The organism is Ruegeria sp. YTSA144 (assembly GCF_059610125.1).
On record NZ_JBXWNA010000008.1, the window covers coordinates 40,045 to 59,548 of the forward strand.

The 19,504-nt window shown below is 60.5% G+C and carries 21 protein-coding genes; 12 read left to right on the forward strand and 9 right to left on the reverse strand.

The features are described 5' to 3' along the window. Positions 1-19 precede the first annotated feature (19 nt). From AC2FF8_RS16355 to AC2FF8_RS16365, 3 genes are read right to left on the reverse strand one after another with little or no spacing between them, the layout of a single operon-like run. The gene (locus AC2FF8_RS16355; protein WP_170346311.1) at positions 20-472 is read right to left on the reverse strand and encodes a DUF6173 family protein; all 453 of its coding nucleotides are present in this window, start codon (positions 470-472) and stop codon (positions 20-22) included. A 4-nt stretch (positions 473-476) separates the two neighbouring features. Next, entirely contained in the window at positions 477-1,523 is a 1,047-nt protein-coding gene (locus AC2FF8_RS16360) for an MBL fold metallo-hydrolase (protein ID WP_496880219.1), read from the reverse strand. Continuing rightward, positions 1,523-3,226, reverse strand: coding sequence for an acyl-CoA dehydrogenase (locus AC2FF8_RS16365; RefSeq protein WP_170346309.1), 1,704 nt, complete (start codon positions 3,224-3,226; stop codon positions 1,523-1,525). The genes AC2FF8_RS16360 and AC2FF8_RS16365 overlap by 1 nt, the downstream gene beginning before the upstream one ends. A 138-nt stretch (positions 3,227-3,364) precedes the next feature. On the opposite strand from AC2FF8_RS16365, the gene AC2FF8_RS16370 reads away from it, so the two are divergent. Then, a complete protein-coding gene (locus AC2FF8_RS16370; protein WP_496880220.1) occupies positions 3,365-4,315 on the forward strand; it encodes an L-threonylcarbamoyladenylate synthase in 951 nt (316 codons plus the stop codon). Here the strand turns inward: AC2FF8_RS16370 and AC2FF8_RS16375 are convergent, their stop codons facing one another. After that, complete coding sequence (locus AC2FF8_RS16375) at positions 4,316-4,870, reverse strand: YqgE/AlgH family protein (RefSeq protein WP_152456781.1); 555 nt, start codon at positions 4,868-4,870, stop codon at positions 4,316-4,318. It lies immediately after the preceding gene. A gap of 157 nt (positions 4,871-5,027) precedes the next feature. Here AC2FF8_RS16375 and AC2FF8_RS16380 point away from each other — a divergent pair, with 157 nt between their 5' ends. Beyond that, entirely contained in the window at positions 5,028-5,828 is an 801-nt protein-coding gene (locus tag AC2FF8_RS16380; RefSeq protein WP_170346307.1) for a protein-disulfide reductase DsbD domain-containing protein, read from the forward strand. Between the two features lie 4 nt (positions 5,829-5,832). Continuing rightward, positions 5,833-6,282, forward strand: coding sequence for an NUDIX hydrolase (locus AC2FF8_RS16385; protein WP_496880221.1), 450 nt, complete (start codon positions 5,833-5,835; stop codon positions 6,280-6,282). On the opposite strand, the gene AC2FF8_RS16390 is transcribed toward AC2FF8_RS16385, so the two are convergent. The 5 genes from AC2FF8_RS16390 to AC2FF8_RS16410 form a co-directional block, all read right to left on the reverse strand. Then, entirely contained in the window at positions 6,249-9,650 is a 3,402-nt protein-coding gene (locus AC2FF8_RS16390; protein WP_496880222.1) for an efflux RND transporter permease subunit, read from the reverse strand. The genes AC2FF8_RS16385 and AC2FF8_RS16390 overlap by 34 nt on opposite strands. 5 nt (positions 9,651-9,655) lie before the next feature. Then, on the reverse strand, positions 9,656-11,104 hold the full coding sequence (locus AC2FF8_RS16395) for an efflux RND transporter periplasmic adaptor subunit (RefSeq protein ID WP_496880223.1): 1,449 nt from the start codon (positions 11,102-11,104) through the stop codon (positions 9,656-9,658). Positions 11,105-11,210: 106 nt separating this feature from the next. Next, complete coding sequence (gene moaB / locus AC2FF8_RS16400; protein WP_496880224.1) at positions 11,211-11,753, reverse strand: molybdenum cofactor biosynthesis protein B; 543 nt, start codon at positions 11,751-11,753, stop codon at positions 11,211-11,213. 196 nt (positions 11,754-11,949) lie between these two features. Further along, the gene (locus tag AC2FF8_RS16405) at positions 11,950-12,549 is read right to left on the reverse strand and encodes a metallophosphoesterase family protein (RefSeq protein WP_496880225.1); all 600 of its coding nucleotides are present in this window, start codon (positions 12,547-12,549) and stop codon (positions 11,950-11,952) included. Next, positions 12,546-13,313, reverse strand: coding sequence for a uracil-DNA glycosylase (locus AC2FF8_RS16410; RefSeq protein ID WP_496880226.1), 768 nt, complete (start codon positions 13,311-13,313; stop codon positions 12,546-12,548). Before AC2FF8_RS16410 ends, AC2FF8_RS16405 begins: the two co-directional genes overlap by 4 nt. An 83-nt stretch (positions 13,314-13,396) precedes the next feature. On the opposite strand from AC2FF8_RS16410, the gene AC2FF8_RS16415 reads away from it, so the two are divergent. The 9 genes from AC2FF8_RS16415 to AC2FF8_RS16455 all read left to right on the forward strand — a co-directional run bounded on the left by AC2FF8_RS16415 (position 13,397) and on the right by AC2FF8_RS16455 (position 19,495). Next, positions 13,397-14,011: a scavenger receptor class F, member 2 gene (locus tag AC2FF8_RS16415; protein ID WP_496880227.1), complete on the forward strand. Its 615-nt coding sequence runs from the start codon at positions 13,397-13,399 to the stop codon at positions 14,009-14,011. Positions 14,012-14,070: 59 nt separating this feature from the next. Continuing rightward, positions 14,071-15,006: an aspartate carbamoyltransferase catalytic subunit gene (locus AC2FF8_RS16420; protein ID WP_170346299.1), complete on the forward strand. Its 936-nt coding sequence runs from the start codon at positions 14,071-14,073 to the stop codon at positions 15,004-15,006. Beyond that, positions 15,003-15,521: a hypothetical protein gene (locus AC2FF8_RS16425; protein WP_496880228.1), complete on the forward strand. Its 519-nt coding sequence runs from the start codon at positions 15,003-15,005 to the stop codon at positions 15,519-15,521. The genes AC2FF8_RS16420 and AC2FF8_RS16425 overlap by 4 nt, the downstream gene beginning before the upstream one ends. Further along, positions 15,506-15,892, forward strand: a complete 387-nt coding sequence (locus AC2FF8_RS16430; RefSeq protein WP_496880229.1) for a hypothetical protein — start codon at positions 15,506-15,508, stop codon at positions 15,890-15,892. Before AC2FF8_RS16425 ends, AC2FF8_RS16430 begins: the two co-directional genes overlap by 16 nt. Next, positions 15,889-17,169, forward strand: a complete 1,281-nt coding sequence (gene pyrC / locus AC2FF8_RS16435) for a dihydroorotase (protein WP_496880230.1) — start codon at positions 15,889-15,891, stop codon at positions 17,167-17,169. Before AC2FF8_RS16430 ends, pyrC begins: the two co-directional genes overlap by 4 nt. Further along, positions 17,169-17,774 carry a glycerol-3-phosphate 1-O-acyltransferase PlsY gene (gene plsY, locus AC2FF8_RS16440; protein WP_170346295.1) on the forward strand — a complete coding sequence of 202 codons (606 nt, stop codon included), beginning with the start codon at positions 17,169-17,171 and terminating at the stop codon, positions 17,772-17,774. The genes pyrC and plsY overlap by 1 nt, the downstream gene beginning before the upstream one ends. Continuing rightward, positions 17,771-18,040 (forward strand): hypothetical protein, encoded by a 270-nt coding sequence (locus tag AC2FF8_RS16445; protein ID WP_496880231.1) that lies wholly within the window; start codon positions 17,771-17,773, stop codon positions 18,038-18,040. Before plsY ends, AC2FF8_RS16445 begins: the two co-directional genes overlap by 4 nt. A gap of 183 nt (positions 18,041-18,223) precedes the next feature. Continuing rightward, positions 18,224-18,700: a YHS domain-containing (seleno)protein gene (locus tag AC2FF8_RS16450; RefSeq protein ID WP_170346293.1), complete on the forward strand. Its 477-nt coding sequence runs from the start codon at positions 18,224-18,226 to the stop codon at positions 18,698-18,700. Between the two features lie 261 nt (positions 18,701-18,961). After that, complete coding sequence (locus AC2FF8_RS16455) at positions 18,962-19,495, forward strand: outer membrane protein (protein ID WP_170346292.1); 534 nt, start codon at positions 18,962-18,964, stop codon at positions 19,493-19,495. The last annotated feature ends 9 nt before the right edge of the window (positions 19,496-19,504 follow it).

Below are 19,504 nucleotides of genomic sequence, written 5' to 3' on the forward strand. Positions count from 1 at the left end.
CGCAGGCGTGAATTGCAAGTCAGCTGTCTTCCAGATCCGCCGCCAGACGGAAACCGATGCGGTTGGCGGGTTTGTCCTCGACCGATTTGGGCAGGGCGCGCAACATCACGTTCAACTGACTGACATGCTGCACCAGTTGCGTACGGGCCCCGGTTCCGTCAGATCCGTAAAAGGTGATCATGTCGGGGTCGAAATACCCCATCCCTTCGATCCGCATGACGCCGGCATCGCCGCCGGTAAAGCCCATGGCGACTTCGTGATCGCCGTCCAGCGTCTTTTCAAAGTTCTGGATATACATGATCAGACGTTCGTAAGCCCATTGCGCCGGGCTTTTGTTGGCAACAGGCTTTTTCAACCCTTCGGGCAGGTCCTTGGCACCGGATTCGGCATTGGGATCCGCGTGCACCTCGTGACACCGCGGCAAAGCGGCGGCTTCGGCGGCCTCGGCCGAGGTTTCGATCTGGTCCTGCATTCTTCTACCCTTTGCGCTGATACAGCCATGCCCCGTCATCGCGTTGCGTCCGGGTTACTGCACCAATGTGGTAGAGATGATTCACATGCGCAACCGCCTCAACAAGCGCAAGCCCATATTCGCCTTCGCGGATCGTGCGTTTGAACAGTGGCAGAAAACAATCTGCGGCCGCCCTGGGTTGATCCAGATGCTTCAACAGGCGATCCAACGCGCCATGGTGGTTGTCGATCAGCTGTTTCATCCTAAGCGGCAGGCCCGAAAACGGCAGCTTGTGCCCGCCCAGAACCAGATGATCGGGCCGGGCATGGGCCTGCAACCGCTCGCAGGCTTCCAGCCACGCTGAAACCGGATCGGCCATCGGTTCCGTGGCATAGACGCCCAGATTGGGACTGATCGAGCTGAGAATCTGATCGCCGCTTAACACCAGATTGTCGTCACGGCTCCAGAAGGTGGCGTGTTCCGGCGCGTGGCCATTGCCCATATGAACGTCCCAGTCGCGCCCACCCATTCGGATCGCGTCGCCCTGCTTGATCCGGGTAAAGCCCAGTGGCATGGGATAGACCGTGTCGGCAAAGTTGAAGGGGCGATCCTTCATCCGCGCATTCAGAACCTGGGGCGCCATGCCGGCGCTGCGATAGAAATCAAGCGTCTCCTGCGGCCATGTTTCCTGCACATCCAGCGTCAGCATCCGCGCAAACAGCCATGAGGTGCGGCTTGTGACCAGCTCGGCCCCGTGTTCCGACTGAAACCACCCGGCATTGCCGACATGGTCAGGATGATGATGCGTCACCACCACACGGGTGATCGGTTTGCCTTTCAAAGGCCCGCCCATCAGGGTTTCCCAGATACGCCGCGTCTTGTTCGACGACAGCCCGGTGTCAATCACCGTCCAACCTTCGCCATCGTCCAGCGCGTAGATATTGACGTGATCCAGCGCCATGGGAAGAGGCAGGCGCATCCACAGGACGCCCTCGGCAACCTCGATGGCTTCACCCGGCGCGGGCGGTTCAGCCCACGGATATCTGATCCCCGATACGCGATCCCCGTCCATCACGCCGCCAATTCATCCGGGCTGAGCGAAAAGAGGTCATCCGCACCGCTTTGCACCCGCGCCAGAAGGCCGGAATGCTCGGGCAACAAAGCGTTGATGTAGTACCGCGCCAGTTTGGCCCGTGGTCCATCCGGATCGGCCAGTGCCGCGGACAGATGATAGTGCCCGCCAAGCACCCGGGCAAACGCCAGAAGATATGCCGTTGCGCCTGCAAACCGATCGTTCATGTCGTCCTGCGCCACCAACCATTCGGTTGCCTCGCGCAGGGTTTCCGTGGCCTCCCACACTGGACCGGCCAGATCGGGCATCGTCGCACGCGCGTGCTCTGCCTGTTCTTCGATCTCGTCCAGAAGGTTCGATGCCGCCTCGCCCCCGTCCATCATTTTGCGCGCAACAAGGTCCATGGCCTGAATGCCGTCGGTTCCCTCGTAGATCGCGGTTACGCGAACATCGCGGGAATACTGCGCCGCACCTGTTTCTTCGACAAAGCCCATGCCGCCATGCACCTGCACGCCGGTTTCGGCCACGCGTATTCCGGTCCGGGCCCCAAAGTTTTTGCCGATTGGCGTCAACAACGCAGCCCGCGCGGCCCAATCGGCGTCGCCTGTGGCTTTCGCCATATCAATCGCGGTCGCGTTGGCCAGAAGAATCGCCCGAGCTGCAAAGATATCGGCGCGCATATCCATGATCATGCGACGCACATCCGCATGATCGATGATCGTCCCCGAAGGCGTCCTGCCCTGCTTGCGTTCCAGCGCATAGGCCAAAGCGTGCTGATAGGCGCCTTCCGCAACGCCCACACCCTGGCCACCCACGCCCAGGCGGGCGTTGTTCATCATGGTAAACATGGCCGCCATACCACCATGTTCCTTACCGACAAGCCATCCTTTGGCGCCCTCATATTGCATCACGCAGGTGGGTGAGCCGTGCAGACCCATCTTGTGTTCGACGGAAACAACCTTCAGGTCGTTGGCCACGCCGGGATTGCCATCCGAATCGGGGATGTATTTCGGCACCAGAAACAAGGAAATGCCCTTGGTGCCGGGCACACCGTCCGGCAGGCGGGCCAGAACCAGATGGCAGATATTTTCGGCAAAGTCGTTATCGCCCCAGGAAATGAAGATCTTCTGCCCGGTCACAGAATATGTGCCATCACCGTTTGGTTCGGCCTTCGAGGTCAGCGCACCGACATCCGATCCGGCCTGCGCTTCGGTCAGGTTCATGGTGGCTGACCATTCGCCGGAAATCATTTTGGGCAGATACAGCGACTTCAGTTCGTCGCTGGCGTGATGTTCCAACGCCTCGATCTGGCCCTGCGCCATCAGCGGAGCCAGTTGCAACGACAGGCAAGCGGCGCTCATCATCTCGTTCACGGCAGTGGTGACAGCCATCGGCAGGCCCATACCGCCATATTCAGGATCAGCGCTGATCCCGATCCACCCGCCTTCGGCAATCGCCTTCCAGCCATCGGCATAACCCGGAGAGCTGCGCAGCACGCCATTCTCAAGCCGTGCCGGTTCCAGATCACCAGCACGCTGCAACGGGGCCAGAACCTCTTCGCTCATCTTGGCCGCTTCGGTCAGGATGGCCGTGACGACATCGGCGCTGGCATCTGCGAAAGTCTCGGTGGCGGCGACCTGGTCGAACCCGACGACATGGTCCAGCAGAAATTGATAATCTGAGATTGGGGCGCGATATGGCATGATTTCTCTCGGGGTCTAACGGATCAGAATACATCGGCGGGCTTGGAATCAAATGCAAGCGCCGGTAAGCGTGTGGGCCTGAACCGATTACCTACCTTTCCTCAAGTTCCAGGCAACCAAAACGCGGCGTCATCAGATATGATCTCATCCGGCACACAGGAATTGACGGCAGATCCCGGCGGCATCGCGCAAGCTGCCGATTTTTTGCGCCAGGGGCTTCTGGTCGCCTTTCCGACCGAAACGGTCTATGGCCTTGGCGGCGACGCCCGCAACGGTCAGGCCGTCGCATCGATCTACGAGGCCAAGGGACGGCCCAGCTTCAATCCGCTGATCGCCCATGTCGCCTCGGTCGAAGCGGCACAGCGGTTTGTGCAATGGTCGGATCAGGCCGAGCAGCTGGCACGGGCCTTCTGGCCCGGTCCTCTGACCCTGGTTTTGCCTTTGCACGAAGGACACGGGATTTCCTCACTGGTGACCGCCGGGCTGGACACTCTGGCCGTGCGCGTGCCCGCGCATCCGACGGCGCGTGCGCTGCTGGCCGACTTTGACGGACCGGTCGCGGCCCCCTCGGCAAACCCGTCGGGTCAGATCAGCCCCACGACGGCGGCTCATGTGTGGTCCGGTCTTGGCGGAAAGATCGCGGCTGTTCTGGACGACGGCCCCTGTGCGGTGGGTCTGGAATCCACCATTGTCGGTCTGGCCGGAGAGCCCACATTGCTGCGTCCGGGTGGCGTTGCGTTGGACCGGATCGAAAGCGTGCTGAACATGCGATTACACCTGCATCAATCCGGCGATCTGCTGACCGCTCCGGGACAGTTGCAGTCGCATTATGCACCGGATGCGCCTGTTCGCCTGAATGCCACGGCCCGTCAGGGCGATGAGGTTCTGCTGGGCTTCGGACCAGTAGAATGCGACCTGAACCTGTCTGTCGAAGGACGTCTGACCGAGGCGGCCGCGAACCTCTTTGCAGCCCTTCACAGGCTGAACGAGACCGGGCGACCAATTGCCGTATCTCCGATCCCGAACACCGGATTGGGGGCTGCAATCAATGACAGGTTGCGCCGCGCCGCCGCACCACGCGACAGCTGATCAGGCCCGGCCAGCGCTGGCGGACAACGTCAGAGGATCCACACCGAGCGTTGCCAACGCAGCTTCCCATTTTTCGTCATCGGGCACGTCGAAGACAAGTTTCGTCGTGGCTTCGGTGGTCAGCCAGCCGTTCATGGCAATTTCGTCCTCAAGCTGGCCTGGCCCCCAGCCGGAATAGCCCAGCGTCAGCATCGAATTCAGCGGTCCGCTGCCAGACGCCAGATCTTCAAGCACATCCAGCGTCGCCGTCATGCTGAAATCTGCGGAAATATGCATCGAATGCAGGTTGGCCTCATAGTCGGCGCTGTGCAGGACAAATCCGCGCGACATCTCGACCGGGCCACCAAAATGCACAAGGCGCTCTCCGATGACCGGGATACGACAGGCGATGTTCAGTTGCCCCAGCAACGTCTTGATTCGCAGATCCGAAGGCTTGTTCACGATCAATCCCATGGCGCCATCGTCGCCATGGCTGCACATATACACTACCGAATGGTCGAATCGCGGATCGCCCATTCCGGGCATCGCAATCAACAGTTTTCCGGTCAGGTCCATGGGCCGTCATCTCTTTGTCAGTTCACGTCAACAATGGCCCCGCCGCACCATAGTTTGCAAGAGTCGAACCCGTATTTCGACGGATTTCATCGCGGTGACCGGATCGTGACTTGGAATCCGCGCCAACGACGCGCATTTATGGGGTATGAAGATGTCGATGAAACCCACCGCTGTCGCCGCACTCGCGTGTCTGAGCCTGTCCGTTCCAGTTGCCGCGCAAGGCCTGGATGACGTGGTTCAGCTGGATGTTCTGGATGGTGGTCGGGCGGCCAACGGCACCTACATGTCCGCTTTGAAGCTGACGCTCAAGGATGGCTGGAAGACCTACTGGCGCGCGCCAGGAGATTCCGGCATCCCGCCCGAGTTCGACTGGAAGCGATCCAGCAATATCGGCCAGGTGGAAATCATCTGGCCCGCGCCCGAAATCTTCGATCAGGATGGCCTGCAATCGATTGGCTATGAAAACCAGCTGGTCCTGCCCATCAAGGTCACTCCGCGCAACCCGGCAAAACCGGTCCACCTGAAAGGCAGGATGGATCTGGGGGTCTGCAAAGACGTTTGCATCCCGGAACGCCTGGATTTCGACCACACGCTCGACGCGGACGCTGATCGCAACCCGGCGATTGCCGCAGCGATGGCGCAAAGGCCCTATTCCGCGCGCGAGGCCCGTGTCACCAAGACCACCTGCAATCTGACGCCTACGAAAGACGGAATGCGGATCGAGGCGCGGATGACGATGCCGTCAGCGGGTGGCCGTGAAGTCGCCGTTATCGAACCCGGCAATCCTTCGCTTTGGGCCTCGCAGCCTGTGTCTCGAAGGCAGGGGGATACATTGGTGGCTGAAGCGGAAATCATACACGCATCAGGTGCACCTTTTGCACTGGACCGGTCCGAGATCCGGATCACTGTTCTGGGTTCCGATCACGCCGTCGATATTCTGGGCTGTAGCGCGGGCTGACTGCATGAGCCAATCCCCCAAGATCGGTGCGTTGGCGGTTGTTCTGCATCAGAGCAAGGTTCTTCTGGTTCAGCGCAGCAAACAGCCGGACAAAGGGCTGTGGGGGTTCCCCGGCGGCCACGTGGAGTGGGGTGAAACCGTTTTGCAGGCGGCGCAGCGCGAGTTGCAGGAAGAAACCTCGGTGATTGCGGAACCGTCTCATTACCTGAGAAACCTGGATCTGCTGCGTCACGACAAGGCGGGGCGGGTTCTGTCCCATTACCTGTTGGTCGGCGTTGCCTGCCGCTATCGGTCCGGCACACCACAGGCTGGTGACGACGCGCTGGATGCCCGCTGGTTTGCCATCGAGCAGATACGCCGGGGCGACTTGCCGATGAGCGCGCGGGTCATCGACCTTTTGGAACACGCGATCCGCGCGGATCAGGCATCGGCCGATCTTGTCAGCCGCCCATAAAGCAAACCTGACAGCACCACGCTCAGGACCAGGATCAGAATTGCCCCGGCCAGGAATGCACCCAACCCCATTCGCAGCACCGCAATGCCATCTCCACCCGCATAGAGGCCTTGCAGCACACCAAGCGGCACGCCGGTAACCGCGGGCCATATCATCGTCAGGCCGAACCAGACAGCCAATGCGGCCCCGGTTGCCGCCAGCGCCCCCCGAACCACCCGGTCGGGTGCCCGCGCGGCGCGGCGCATGGCTGTCATCGGACGCGCCACGTCATTGAGGATCGCCAGCAGGGCAGGCACCAGGATCAGAACCAGCAGCATCCCGAACCCAAGACCGTAAACCAGCGTGATCACGGTTGGCTTGAGGAATTGTGCCTGTTGCGAGCCTTCGTAAAGCAACGGCGCAAGTCCAAGAACCGTGGTCAAAGTGGTCAGCATCACCGGCCGCAACCTGTCTGCGGTACCTTCGACAATGGACGGAACCAGACCTCGGTCTTTTTGATAGGCATCTATCGTCGTCACCAGAACGATCGAGTCGTTGATGATGATCCCCGTCATGCCCAGCAATCCGACCACCGTGAACATGCTGAGCGGCACTTCCCAGATGTAGTGGCCCCAGATCGCACCAACGAGGCCGAAAGGGATGATTGCCATGACAACCACTGGCCGTGTCCAGCTGGCGAACACCCAGGCCAGTACAAGGTAGATACCTGTCAGGCACAGGATCAAACCGGTGCGGGCTTCGGCAAGGAATTCATTTTCCTGTTCACTCAGACCCGACATGCGCCACTCAACTTGCCGCTCGGCTGCGATATCGGGCAGAATTTCTTCCTGCATCGCCCGTTCGATTTCGGTGGCGCGTGCCGGATCATCTTCCGAGATGTCGCCGTAGACCGAAACAACCCTCAGGCCGTTTTCGCGCCGAACCGTCGAGAAACCGGATTTACGCTCGACAGATACGATGTCGGCCAGCGGTACGTAAACCCCGTCAGGAGACCGCATCAGCGTACGCTCGAGGAAATCTGCCGTCAGTTCGCCCTCAGGCAGTTCCACACGGATCTCGGCACTGCGTGGCCCGTCCGGGAATGTCGCCGCTTCGATGCCGTTCAGGCGATTGCGCAGGGCGCGACCCAGCGTTTCAATCCGGAATCCCAGCGCCTCTCCCTGCGCGGTCAGGTCCAGGATGAACTCTTCCTTGTCATAAGCCAGGTTGTCTTCCAGCGCCGAGACTTCGGGGAATTTCGACAGCTCGGCCTGCAAGTCTTCGGACGCGGCCTTGAGAACGCTCACATCAGAGCCGAAAAACTGCACATCGATGGCATCGCCGCCAGGGCCGGACCGCCAACCGCGGAAGCTTACCACTTCGAGCTTGGGATGGCGCGGCGCGAATTCCTGCAACTCTCCGACAAATTCGAAACTCGAGTAAGGGCGCAGATCGGCATCGATAAGCTCGATCGAGATACCGCCCAACAAACTGCCATCCTTACCATCCGCAGCAGCCAACTGTCGGCCTGCGTTGCCGCCAACCTCGGCCAGGACATAGTCGATCGGATTGCGGCCGTGACGCTCTTCGTAGATCTGGCCCAGATCATTGACCGCCTGTTGCAGAAGGCGCATCATTTCCAGCGTATCTGATCGCGTCGAGCCTTCGCGCATGATAAAGCCGCCGGTCACGGAACTTCGCTCTGGTGCATTGAAAAAACGCCAGTTCACGTCGCCGCGAATGAACAGCGCGACCTGGCTGGCCAGTACCGCGATCATCAGCGCCACGACCACGTAACGCGCCCATATCACCCAGGCGATCAACGGGCGGAACAGGTGATCCCGAACCCAACGGAAACCACGATTGACGACCCGGTTGGGCAGGTCATACCAGTGTTCCTTGGCCGAATGTGCGATGGCGTGTGCCATGTGGTTGGGAAGGATCAGGAAGCATTCGACCAGCGAAGCGATCAGTACAGCAATCACTGTAAAAGGAATGTCGCGGATCAGTTCGCCGAACCGCCCACCCACCAGAGTCAGACCGAAGAACGCGATTACCGTCGTGACGGTCGCAGCCAGCACCGGCATGGCCATTCGCCGCGCCGCACGTTCCGCAGCCACGACAGGCGGCTCACCCAAACGCCGGGCGCGGAAATCCGCGTGTTCCCCCACCACGATGGCGTCATCTACCACGATGCCCAGCGTGATGATCAGACCGAACAGCGACACCATGTTCAGCGACAATCCCCCCAGATACATCAACGCAATTGCCGCTGACATCGCCACCGGGATACCTGCCGCAACCCAGAAGGCGATGCGCGCGTTGAGGAACAAGAACAGAAGGCAGACGACAAGGCCAAGACCCATCAACCCGTTGTTGACCAGGATGTTCAATCGGTCGGTTATGGCCTGGGCGCGGGTGCGGATCAGCTCAATCTTCACACCTTCGGGCAAGCTGGCCTGCATTTCGCGGGCAACATCTTCGACCGTGTGCTGGATGTCTATCGCATCGCCCAGATTTGACCGGTCGACCCGGATGGACATGGCCGGATCGTCGTCAACGAAATAACTGCGATGCCGTGTGACACCTTCGACCCGAATCCTGGCGATATCACCGACTTTCAGCTTCGACCCGTTGGCAAAGGTCCGCAGCGCGATGTCTTCGATCTGTTCCGGGGTCCGCTTTTCGGTTCCGGCCCGGATACGCGCACCTGCGCCCTCAACCTCACCAGCGGGATCGGTGCTGACCTCGCCCGCAATCGCCGATGCGATCTCTTCCATGGTGATGTCATTGGCGATCAATTGCGCCGTGGTGATCTCGACAATGATCTGGGGCGCGGCAATGCCCCTGATTTCGGTACGCGTGACGCCCGCCGAGAACAAGCGGTTGATGAACTCATCCGTCAGCTTCGCCAGTTGATTGGTGTCGGTGGGGCCACTGATAACGACATCCGTAACCCGATCCCGCCAAGCGCCGCGTCGAATTTCAGGTTCTTCCGAGCCTTCGGGCAGATCCGTCACACCGTCTATCGCGGACCGGACATCTTCGACCGCGCGGGACATGTCCCAGTTCGGCTCGAACTCCAGTCTGACGCGGGTCCAACTTGGGTGTGAACTGGCCTCGGTACTGGTTACCCCTTCAACGGCCAGCAGCGCAGGTTCCAACAACTGCACGATACCGGCATCCATGTCCTCGGGGCCTGCACCTTCCCACGAGACGGTCACATCGATGCGTTCCAGAATGACATCCGGAAAGAACTGCGCCCGCATGTTCGGAATGGCAGCCGCACCCAGAACCAGCATCACCAGCAGCAGCAAATTGGCCACCGTCCGGTGCCGTGTGAAGTAACTGAGAAGGCCACCCGCTGCGCCAGGTATCTCGCGCATCATGACGCTCAGCCCCCGGCCTTGGTTTCAATGCGCCGCACCAGAGATGAAGGCACGCGCGCTGACCGCAACTGACCGAGAACCTGAGTTTTTTCATCCTGAGGCATGGTTTCGTTGGCCTCGACCCGGGCCACGAGTTCAGCGCGTTTCGCATCTGACAGCTCGACCATGCCCGGGTCTGCCCCGGCCTCAAGCCGCAAGGGCCGCACCCGCACGCCAGGCCCAAGCAATGGCGTGCGACCGATGACGACCTCGCGCCCTTCCAACCCGTCGCCCCGCAGCAAAACCTCGTCACCCTGTCTGCGGACAAGCTGCACCGGCAAGCTTTCCAGACGGTCATCCGCACCCAGCACCAGAACCGTTCCCGAGGCATCCAATGCCGAAGACGGCAAGCGGAACACGTTGGCAAGCGGTTGTTCCTGAACCGAGACGGTGACGAAATCTTCTGGCTTGAACCCGGATGCTTCTTGCAGACGCGCATAGATCAAACGTCCGGTCCGGCCCTCGCCCGCTGACCCGCTGTCACGGCTGATATAGCCTGTCGCGGTCAGATCGGTGCCCGTCACCTCAAGCGAAACCGTCACCGGTGCGTTGATCAGCCTGTCATTCTCGTCCAACAGACGCACATATTGTGCCGTTGACACCCGGAATGCCACTTCAAGAGCGTTTGGATCAACAAGTTCAGCCAGTTTTTCATTTGCCGACACCAAGCGCCCTTCCACAAGCGTCACATCGGTCAGGGTGCCGCTGAAACCGGCCCGAATGGTCATATCGTCAAGATCGCGTTCCGCCGCCTCCAGGGCTATCTCCGCCCGCGCCAACAATGTCGTTGCCTGATCGACGCGGGATTCAGCCTGTGCAAGCGCGATACGACGCGCCAGAACGGCCTGTTGGGCTGACGCAGCCGCCAGTTCCGCCTCTTCCACGCTGGCGGCGGCGCCTACCCCTCGGGACTCCAGATCGCGTTGCCGTTGCAGCGCCCGTTCCCGCAGTTCGGCTTGCGCCTCGGCCGATTTCAATTCGTCCTGCGCCAGCAGCAGAGACCGTTCGGCATCACGTTCTTCGAATTGTGCGTCCAAAAGATCGGACTTGGCCCGATCCAGCGCGGATTGGGCATCCGCCGGATCCAGTTCAACCAGAACTTCCCCGGCAGTTACCGTTCCGCCATCCACAAAATCCTCTGCCAGGGCAACAACACGGCCACCCAGTGCCGCGCGCAATTCCAGCCTGCGCCGGCTCTGGACCTCTCCGAATGCTTCGAGATAGGGGATAACGGTTTCCGCCTCGGCCTGACGCACTGCAACCGCAAAGACCCGTTCCCGAGCGGCGGGCGCAGGGTCCTCACGCGTCAGGACGTCTTGAACAGCACCCATGATGATCTGCGCAGCAACAAACAGCAGAGCAAGCGTCAGGAACGCCAGAAAGATACCGACAAGACTCTGCCGTAGAAATCGCATCAAACAGTTACCCCGGTTGCACCAAGCTGCCGTCCACAACATGTAGCCGGATCACGAATTATGCCAAGCCACAAAGCGGTTATACGGAATTGAACGTACGACCAGTCTACTTCCGTCGCAGGTGTTCGTCCAATCTGGGCATTATTTCCACAAAATTGCAGGGGCGATGCCGGTAATCGAACTGTTTTTCCAAAATCCCATCCCACGCATCCTTGCAGGCCCCCGGGCTGCCGGGCAATGCAAACAGGTATGTTCCCCCCGCAACGCCCCCGGTTGCACGGGACTGCACCGCCGAGGTGCCGATTTTTTCCATCGAGATGATAGTGAAGACGGTACCAAATGCGTCGATCTCTTTTTCGTACACGTCCCGATGCGCCTCGACTGTCACGTCCCGCCCGGTCAGACCCGTTCCGCCGGTCGAGATCACGACATCGATCTGCTCATCAGCCACCCATGCACGCAATTGTTCGGCGATCTGGTCGCGCTCGTCCCGGATGATCTGGCGATCCGCAACCACATGGCCCGCTTTTTCGATCCGGTCCACCAATGTCTGCCCCGAGCGATCTTCGTCCATCGATCTGGTGTCCGAAACGGTCAGAACGGCAATTCTGACGGGGATGAACTCCATGGTTTCGTCAATGCGTGACATCTTGCGTCAGGCCCTTTCCATCATGACATGTCGGATTGCGAGGGCGGAACATATACGCCCCGTGATCCAACCAATAATACGCGAGGCGCGCCGGTTGCCGACATGCAGCCCGTTCACGATAAACACTCCGACGGCAATGATCCCGCCCCGGGGTTCACAAACTGCCGAATGGGCGCCAACAAGGGGAAGGTTTCGGTCATGGGCCTACTTCAAACCAATTCGGTTTCGGTCCCAGATTGGCCAGTTGTGTTCGGCCCAAGGACCCTCGATAGCCCCAGCTTTCATGCACATGGCCAAAGAACGCAAACCCCGGCTGAAGGCGTTCCACCGCATCTCGTATGGCAGTTGATCCGACCGAAAGGCCTTGCGAAGTCTGATCCCCATACCCTTTGGGCGGAGAATGAACGATCAGGACATCAGCCGTTTCACACCGGTCGAGCATCTCGGACGCCTCACCTTCTGTCAGATCACAGGACCAGGCTCCGAACGGAGTCGGTGGTACGCCGTAGCCAAGGCCAAACAAGCGCAAGCCGTCTATGGTCATGCCAGACCCATGCAGGACATGAACACCGTCCGGGGCCGCATTGCCCAGCTCTTCTGCACTTTCCGCGTTTCCCGGGATCAGGACCAGCGGGGCCGAAATGCCGGACAGCATCTGCATCGCCTCGTCCAGCCCCTGACGCGAATTGCAATAATCACCGGCGCCGATGACCAGATCAGCCTCGGCGCTGGCGGCAACCAGATCGGTCGCACGGTTGCGCGCCATGTGCAGATCAGAGAATGCCAGAACCTTCATGTTGCACCTCGCAGCCGCGCTTTCAGTTCCAGCAGATCCGCCCAGGCCTGCCGTTTCATCTGCGGTTGTCGCAGCAGATAAGCCGGGTGGAACATCGGAATCACCGGCAGATCCATCGCCTGATCCCATTTGCCGCGCAGGCGGGTGATGCCGCGTTTGCCAAGCACGGCCTGACAGCTGATATTCCCCATCACCACCAGAACCTCTGGCCTGGCCAGGGCCACATGACGTTCCAGGAACGGCTTCATCGTCCCGATCTCTTCGGGTTTGGGGTCGCGGTTCTGCGGGGGCCGCCATGGCAGCACGTTGGTGATATAGACGTTCTCGCGACGATCCAGATCAATTGCCGCCAGCATCCGGTCCAGCAATTGGCCCGCACGGCCGACAAAGGGCTTGCCTTCGCGGTCCTCATCGCGGCCCGGCGCCTCGCCGATGATCATAACCCGTGCGCCGGGGGTCCCATCGGCAAAGACCAACTGCCGCGCACCGCGTTTGAGCTCGCAATGTTCGAAAGCGTCCATCGCTGCGCGCAGCTGATCCAGCGATCCCGCGCCCTGTGCTGCGGATCCTGCGATTGCTACTGGGTCTACATCCCGTGGCTTCGCCGGGGCGGCGGGGCGCGCTTCTGCTTTCTTGGGTTTGGCCGTGGTGTCGGGCAACGCGTACCGGTCAACCGGCGCATCTCCGATTGCCTCGGTGGCGCCCAGTTCGATCTGCCATTCCAGCAGCGCCCGCGCAGAATAATAGTCCAAACCCGATTCCATAGTGATAACTTACCCGCCTGAGGGCTGAGGGAAAGCGAATAGGGCTTGATCGGTCGCTCTGTCGCGCCGACCATCGGCCTGCGATGCTCAGATTTCTGCGATTCCTCATCATTGGACTAGTGCTGGTTGTCACTGGTGATCCGGCATTGGCCACGTTTCACGACAAACACGGGCAGTGCCGTGGGGGTCAGTTCAAATGCGGCAGCACATGCTGTTCAGGCGGGCAAAGATGCAGTTTTGATGGCCATTGCATTCCGCTGGGCGGCACCTATTGCGGCGGCGGGCGCAGTTGCGGTCCGTTCGAACGCTGCGTTGCGGGTGGACTCAGATGTGCGCCCGCAGGCCTGAACAAATGCGCGTCGCGGCTGGATTGTCCGGGCGACAGTTTCTGCAATGGTCGTGGCGAGTGTGAACGAAGCGCACCCGAACTGGATACGACGCCTCCGACCACTTGCGCTGATGGCAGAACCTGCGCGCGTGGCTCGTCCTGCCTGCCCAGCGGGGGATGCTCTCGTCCGGGATGGTTCCTGTGCGAGGAAACTGGATCACAATGCCGTCCCGGTTTCAAATGCTCGGCCCATCAAGGGTGCGTACCGATCAAGGCGATCGACTGCGGCTATGGCAAATGGTGCAAGCCGGGCCAGCAATGCCTGCCCGAGGGCGGCTGCGAAAAACTGCCTGAGGGTACGGAACCTTAGGTTGCCTTGCGCCGCCCGGCTTCCTATAAGCGGCGCGATTGTCAGACAGGAGCCCGCCCATGCGTTTCGCCCATCGTCACCTTCTTGGCATCGAGCATCTGTCGCAATCCGATATCACCGAAATTCTGGATCTGGCCGAGACCTATGTCGCCATGAACCGCCAGTCGACCAAGCATTCGGACGTTCTGTCGGGGCTGACCCAGATCAACATGTTCTTTGAAAACTCGACCCGCACACAGGCCAGTTTCGAACTGGCGGGCAAGCGCCTGGGTGCGGATGTGATGAACATGGCGATGCAGGCCAGTTCGATCAAGAAAGGTGAAACACTGATCGACACGGCGATGACGCTGAATGCGATGCACCCGGATCTTCTGGTGGTGCGGCACCCGCATTCCGGCGCGGTCGATCTGCTGGCGCAGAAGGTCAATTGCGCCGTTCTGAACGCCGGTGACGGCAAACATGAACACCCCACGCAAGCCCTGCTGGACGCCCTGACCATCCGTCGCGCCAAGGGTCGCCTGCACCGGCTGAACATCGCGATCTGCGGGGACGTGGCCCATTCCCGCGTGGCCCGCTCGAACCTGATCCTGCTGGGCAAGATGGAAAACCGCATCCGCCTGATTGGGCCGCCGACGCTGGTGCCCGCGCAATTCGCCGAGTTCGGGGCCGAGATCTACGATGACATGAACGAGGGCCTGAAGGATGTTGACGTCGTCATGATGCTGCGCCTTCAGAAAGAACGGATGGATGGCGGGTTCATCCCCTCGGAACGCGAATACTACCACCGCTACGGGCTGGACGCCGCAAAGCTGGCGCAGGCCAAGCCAGACGCGATCGTGATGCATCCCGGCCCGATGAATCGCGGGGTCGAGATCGACGGCACATTGGCGGACGACATCAACCGGTCCGTCATTCAGGAACAGGTGGAAATGGGTGTCGCCGTCCGAATGGCCGCCATGGACCTGCTGGCCCGCAATCTGCGCGAGGCCGCATGAGCGATCTGACCGTTGCCCCCCACGAACGCGGCGTTTTGCGCCTGTTTACGCTGGACATGCGCCCGGAAGAGGCGAAGTTCCTGCGCGAACCGGGTGCCGCCGATCAGGTGCTTGGGGTCGACGGGCTGGATTCCAGCCACATCGATGTTTTCCCGGTCTCCGACCTCGAGGACCTCGGCCTGTACGGCTACCTGACCGAGGGCTGCGGCGTGTCTGCGGATCAGCTGGACCGGAACGCTCTGGCCTCTGTCGACGGTTGGGTCATGGTCCTTCGCAGCGCGGCTTTCAACGGGCACCCGGCGACGCTGAACCCCGATCCGCGCCTGCGCCTGATCGGCCTGTTCACGGAAGAGGCCACGAACTGGACCGGGGGGACCATTGAAACCGAAAGCGCCAAGCCCTTTTCCGCTCCGCAAACCGTCACAGCGGGTGACACCCCCCGCCGCGTCGGATCGGCCATACTGGCATTGGTCGCGCTTTTGGTCTTCGGAGGCATCTTATGGCTGATCCTGTGATCTTCGCCCCGGACAAGGGGGCCTATATCCGCACCAACGCCTGGCTGGCTGCTGTGGCCATGGCCGGTGCGATGATCGTGCTTTGGCTGATCGGCAATCCCTACGTCTGGACCGGAGCCCCCGCCGGCCTTGCTGCCATCGGCATACGCGCCTGGTATCTGGCCTCGGAAGAGTTGGTCGCCAATTGGGAAATGTCAGACACAACACTGACCGGTCCCGGCGGACGCAGCGTGCCGCTGAACCAGATCACCGCCGTGAATATCATGGGCAGCTTCGTCCAGGTTGTCACCAAATCCGGCGACAAGCATCTGATCAAGTACCAGTCAGACCCGGCCGCCACCAAAGCCGCGATTGAAAGGGCCATTCCATGACCACCCTGATCTTCACCAATGCCCGCCTGATCGACCCTGAAACCGGCACGGACAATCCCGGCTGGCTGCACATTGCCGACGGCCTTATTCAGGGCAAGGGCTACGGGGACGCGCCCGTCGCTGACGCTCAGGTCATCGACTGCGGCGGCAAGTGCCTCGCCCCCGGCATCGTGGATATCGGCGTCAAGGTCTGCGAGCCGGGCGAGCGGCACAAGGAAAGCTACAAATCCGCGGGTCTCGCTGCCGCGGCCGGTGGTGTGACCACCATCGTCACCCGCCCGGATACACTGCCGGCGGTCGATACACCGGAAACGCTGGAATTCGCGACCCGGCGTGCTCAGGCGGATGCACCGGTCAACGTTCTGCCGATGGCCGCGCTGACCAAGGGGCGCAACGGGCGTGAGATGACGGAAATCGGGTTCTTGCAGGACGCAGGCGCCGTGGCCTTCACCGATTGCGATCACGTCATCACCAATACCAAGGTGTTTTCCCGCGCACTGACCTATGCGAAATCCTGCGGCGCGCTGGTGATTGCCCACCCTCAGGATCCGGGCCTGAGCCATGGCGCCGCGGCCACCAGCGGCAAATTCGCCGCCCTGCGCGGATTGCCTGCGGTCTCGCCCATGGCCGAGCGCATGGGGCTGGACCGTGACATCGCGCTGCTCGAAATGACGGGCGCGGCCTATCACGCGGATCAGATCACCACGGCCCGCGCCCTGCCGGCGCTGGAACGGGCCAAGCGCAACGGGCTGGACATCACCGCTGGCACCTCGATCCATCACCTGACGCTGAACGAGCTGGACGTGGCCGACTATCGCACCTTCTTCAAGGTCAAGCCTCCGTTGCGGTCCGAGGATGACCGGCAGGCGGTGATCGAGGCGGTGCGCACTGGTCTGATCGACACGATCAGTTCGATGCACACACCGCAGGACGAGGAAAGCAAACGGCTGCCGTTCGAAGAAGCCGCCTCGGGCGCGGTGGCGCTGGAAACGCTGTTGCCTGCGGCATTGCGCCTGTATCATGCCGACCAGTTGGACCTGCCAACCCTGTTCCGGGCGATGGCATTGAACCCGGCCAAACGGCTTGGTCTGGAAAGCGGCCGATTGTCGGAAGGCGCCCCGGCGGATCTGGTTCTGTTCGACCCGGATGTGCCTTTTGTGCTTGATCGCTTTGCCTTAAAATCCAAATCTCAGAACACTCCATTTGACGGCCAGCGGATGCAAGGTAAGGTCATTTCGACCTATGTTGCAGGTAAAGAAGTGTTCCGGAGTTCCTGATGCCCCCGATCGACAACTCGACTAGCGAACTGCTCCAGTGGGCGGTGGTTGGATATCTGATGGGCTCCGTTCCCTTCGGCCTGCTGCTTGCCAAGGTCATGGGGTTGGGAAATCTGCGCGAAATCGGATCCGGAAATATCGGCGCAACCAACGTCCTGCGCACCGGCAACAAAGCCGCCGCGGCGCTGACCTTGCTGTTCGACGCGGCCAAGGGCGCGGTGGCGGTTCTGATTGCCCGTGCTTATGCCGGAGAAGACGCCGCACAGATCGCAGCCCTTTTTGCCTTTCTGGGTCATTGCTTTCCCATCTGGCTGGGTTTCAAGGGCGGGAAAGGCGTGGCCACCTTTCTGGGCCTCTGGCTGGCGCTGGACTGGCGCGTCGGAGTTGCGTGCTGTCTCAGCTGGTTGGTGGCGGCGGCGATCTGGCGGATATCTTCGGTCGGCGCGCTGGCCGCGGCCGCGCTTTCAACGACCTGGGTGCTGGTTCTGACAAACGGACAATCCTTTATCCTGGGGATTATCCTGACCCTTCTGATCTATTGGCGTCACAGCACCAACGTCGCACGGATCAAGGCCGGGACTGAACCGAAAATCGGAAAGTCGTGACACCGCCGGACGCTTTCGTTTCCGCGTTTTTCGCGCTGCCCGAAGGCAGTTTTACCGGTTCATCGGGGGATCGGCGCTATGTCGTCGTGCGCCAACAGATGGCAAAGGGGAAATCCCACAAGCTGGTTGCGCACGAATTGGGCGGCACCGACTATATCAGCATGAACCTGTATCAGACACGCCTCAGCGGCGCCCTGCTGAGGCCATGTGAAATGGCGGTCTGCAAAGTCATCGCGTTTGTTCTGGATTTTGAACCGGACGCGTAATGTCAGGTCTGCATTTTTGAACAGACGCTCCTCTCTGACGCACAATCACGATTCATTGTTTTGAACGTGATCCGCCTGCTTCCCAGATCGCTGTCGTGACGGTCAATTACGGGCCACACAGGACAACAATCCGGGGCCCTCGATCGGCACACAGACGAGGCTCCTTTCACGAAAGGTGGAACAATGAACAAGTTTAAATCTCTGATCGGTGGCGTCGCTCTGTCCGTTGCACTGGCAACATCCGCTCTGGCCGCTGGTGTGGACATCAACGCAAGCTCGACTGGTCTGGCCATGCAGGGTTATGACCCGGTTGCCTATTTCACCGTTGGTGAAGCGACCAAGGGCGACTATCGCATCACCGCGCTGCACGACGATGCGCTGTACCGTTTCTCGTCCGAGGAAAACAAAGCCGCCTTCGAAGCCAACCCGGAAGCCTACCTGCCTGCCTACGGGGGCTACTGTGCCTTTGGCACAGCCATGGGCTTCAAGTTCGACGGCGACCCGAACTACTGGAAAATCGTCGACAACAAGCTGTACCTGAACCTGTCGGAAGACATCCAGGAACGCTGGGAAGGCGACATCCCGGGCTTTATCGAAAGCGCGGGCGCAAAATGGGAAGACATCGCGGACAAGACCCCTGCTGAATTGCAGAAGCAATAACCCGCTGAAACTTTCAGACGTGTCGGCGGCGGAATGTTCCGCCGCCGCATGTCGTTTGAAGACCTCTCATTTCGTCCTATCTCATCTTTATCAGAAGTGGCCGTTTTCAGAGGGCACCGGCGTGTCTGTTTTTTGTTTCAACGCCAGAATACGGGCTGGAATTCGTAGGTATCACTGATCCGATAACGCGAGCGGATCGTAATGGTCTGCATAGGTGAACTGAATTTCACTTGAGCAGAGTGACAATCGAAAGGAAATGAGATGACTTTGAAATTGGCTCTCATCACCACTGTCGCAACCGTGGTCGCGGGATCGGCAATGGCGCAATCCTCGGGCAACTGGACCGGGTTTTATGGCGGTCTGCAACTGGGTTATGCCGATGTGGACACCAGCCTGTCCGGGGTCGACGGCGATGGCGTAATCGGTGGTATCATCCTGGGTTACGACTATGATCTGGGCGACTGGGTCGTTGGCGGCGGTTTTGACTATGACTGGACTGACGTGGGCCTGTCCGGCGCGGCAACTGTTGAAGATGTCTGGCGGTTGAAAGCGCGCGCCGGCTACAAGGTAAACCCGCAAGGTTTGCTGTACGGCACGGCAGGCTACGCCGAAGCGGGCACCGACACCCTGGGCAGTGATGACGGGTGGTTCATCGGCGCAGGCTATGAACAGATCGTGGCCCCGAATGTCAGCATTGGCGGAGAGCTGCTGTACCACGAATTCGATAACTTCAACGGAAACAATGTGGATGTCGACGCAACCACATTGCAGGTTCGTGTCTCTTACCGGTTCTGAACGGCACTC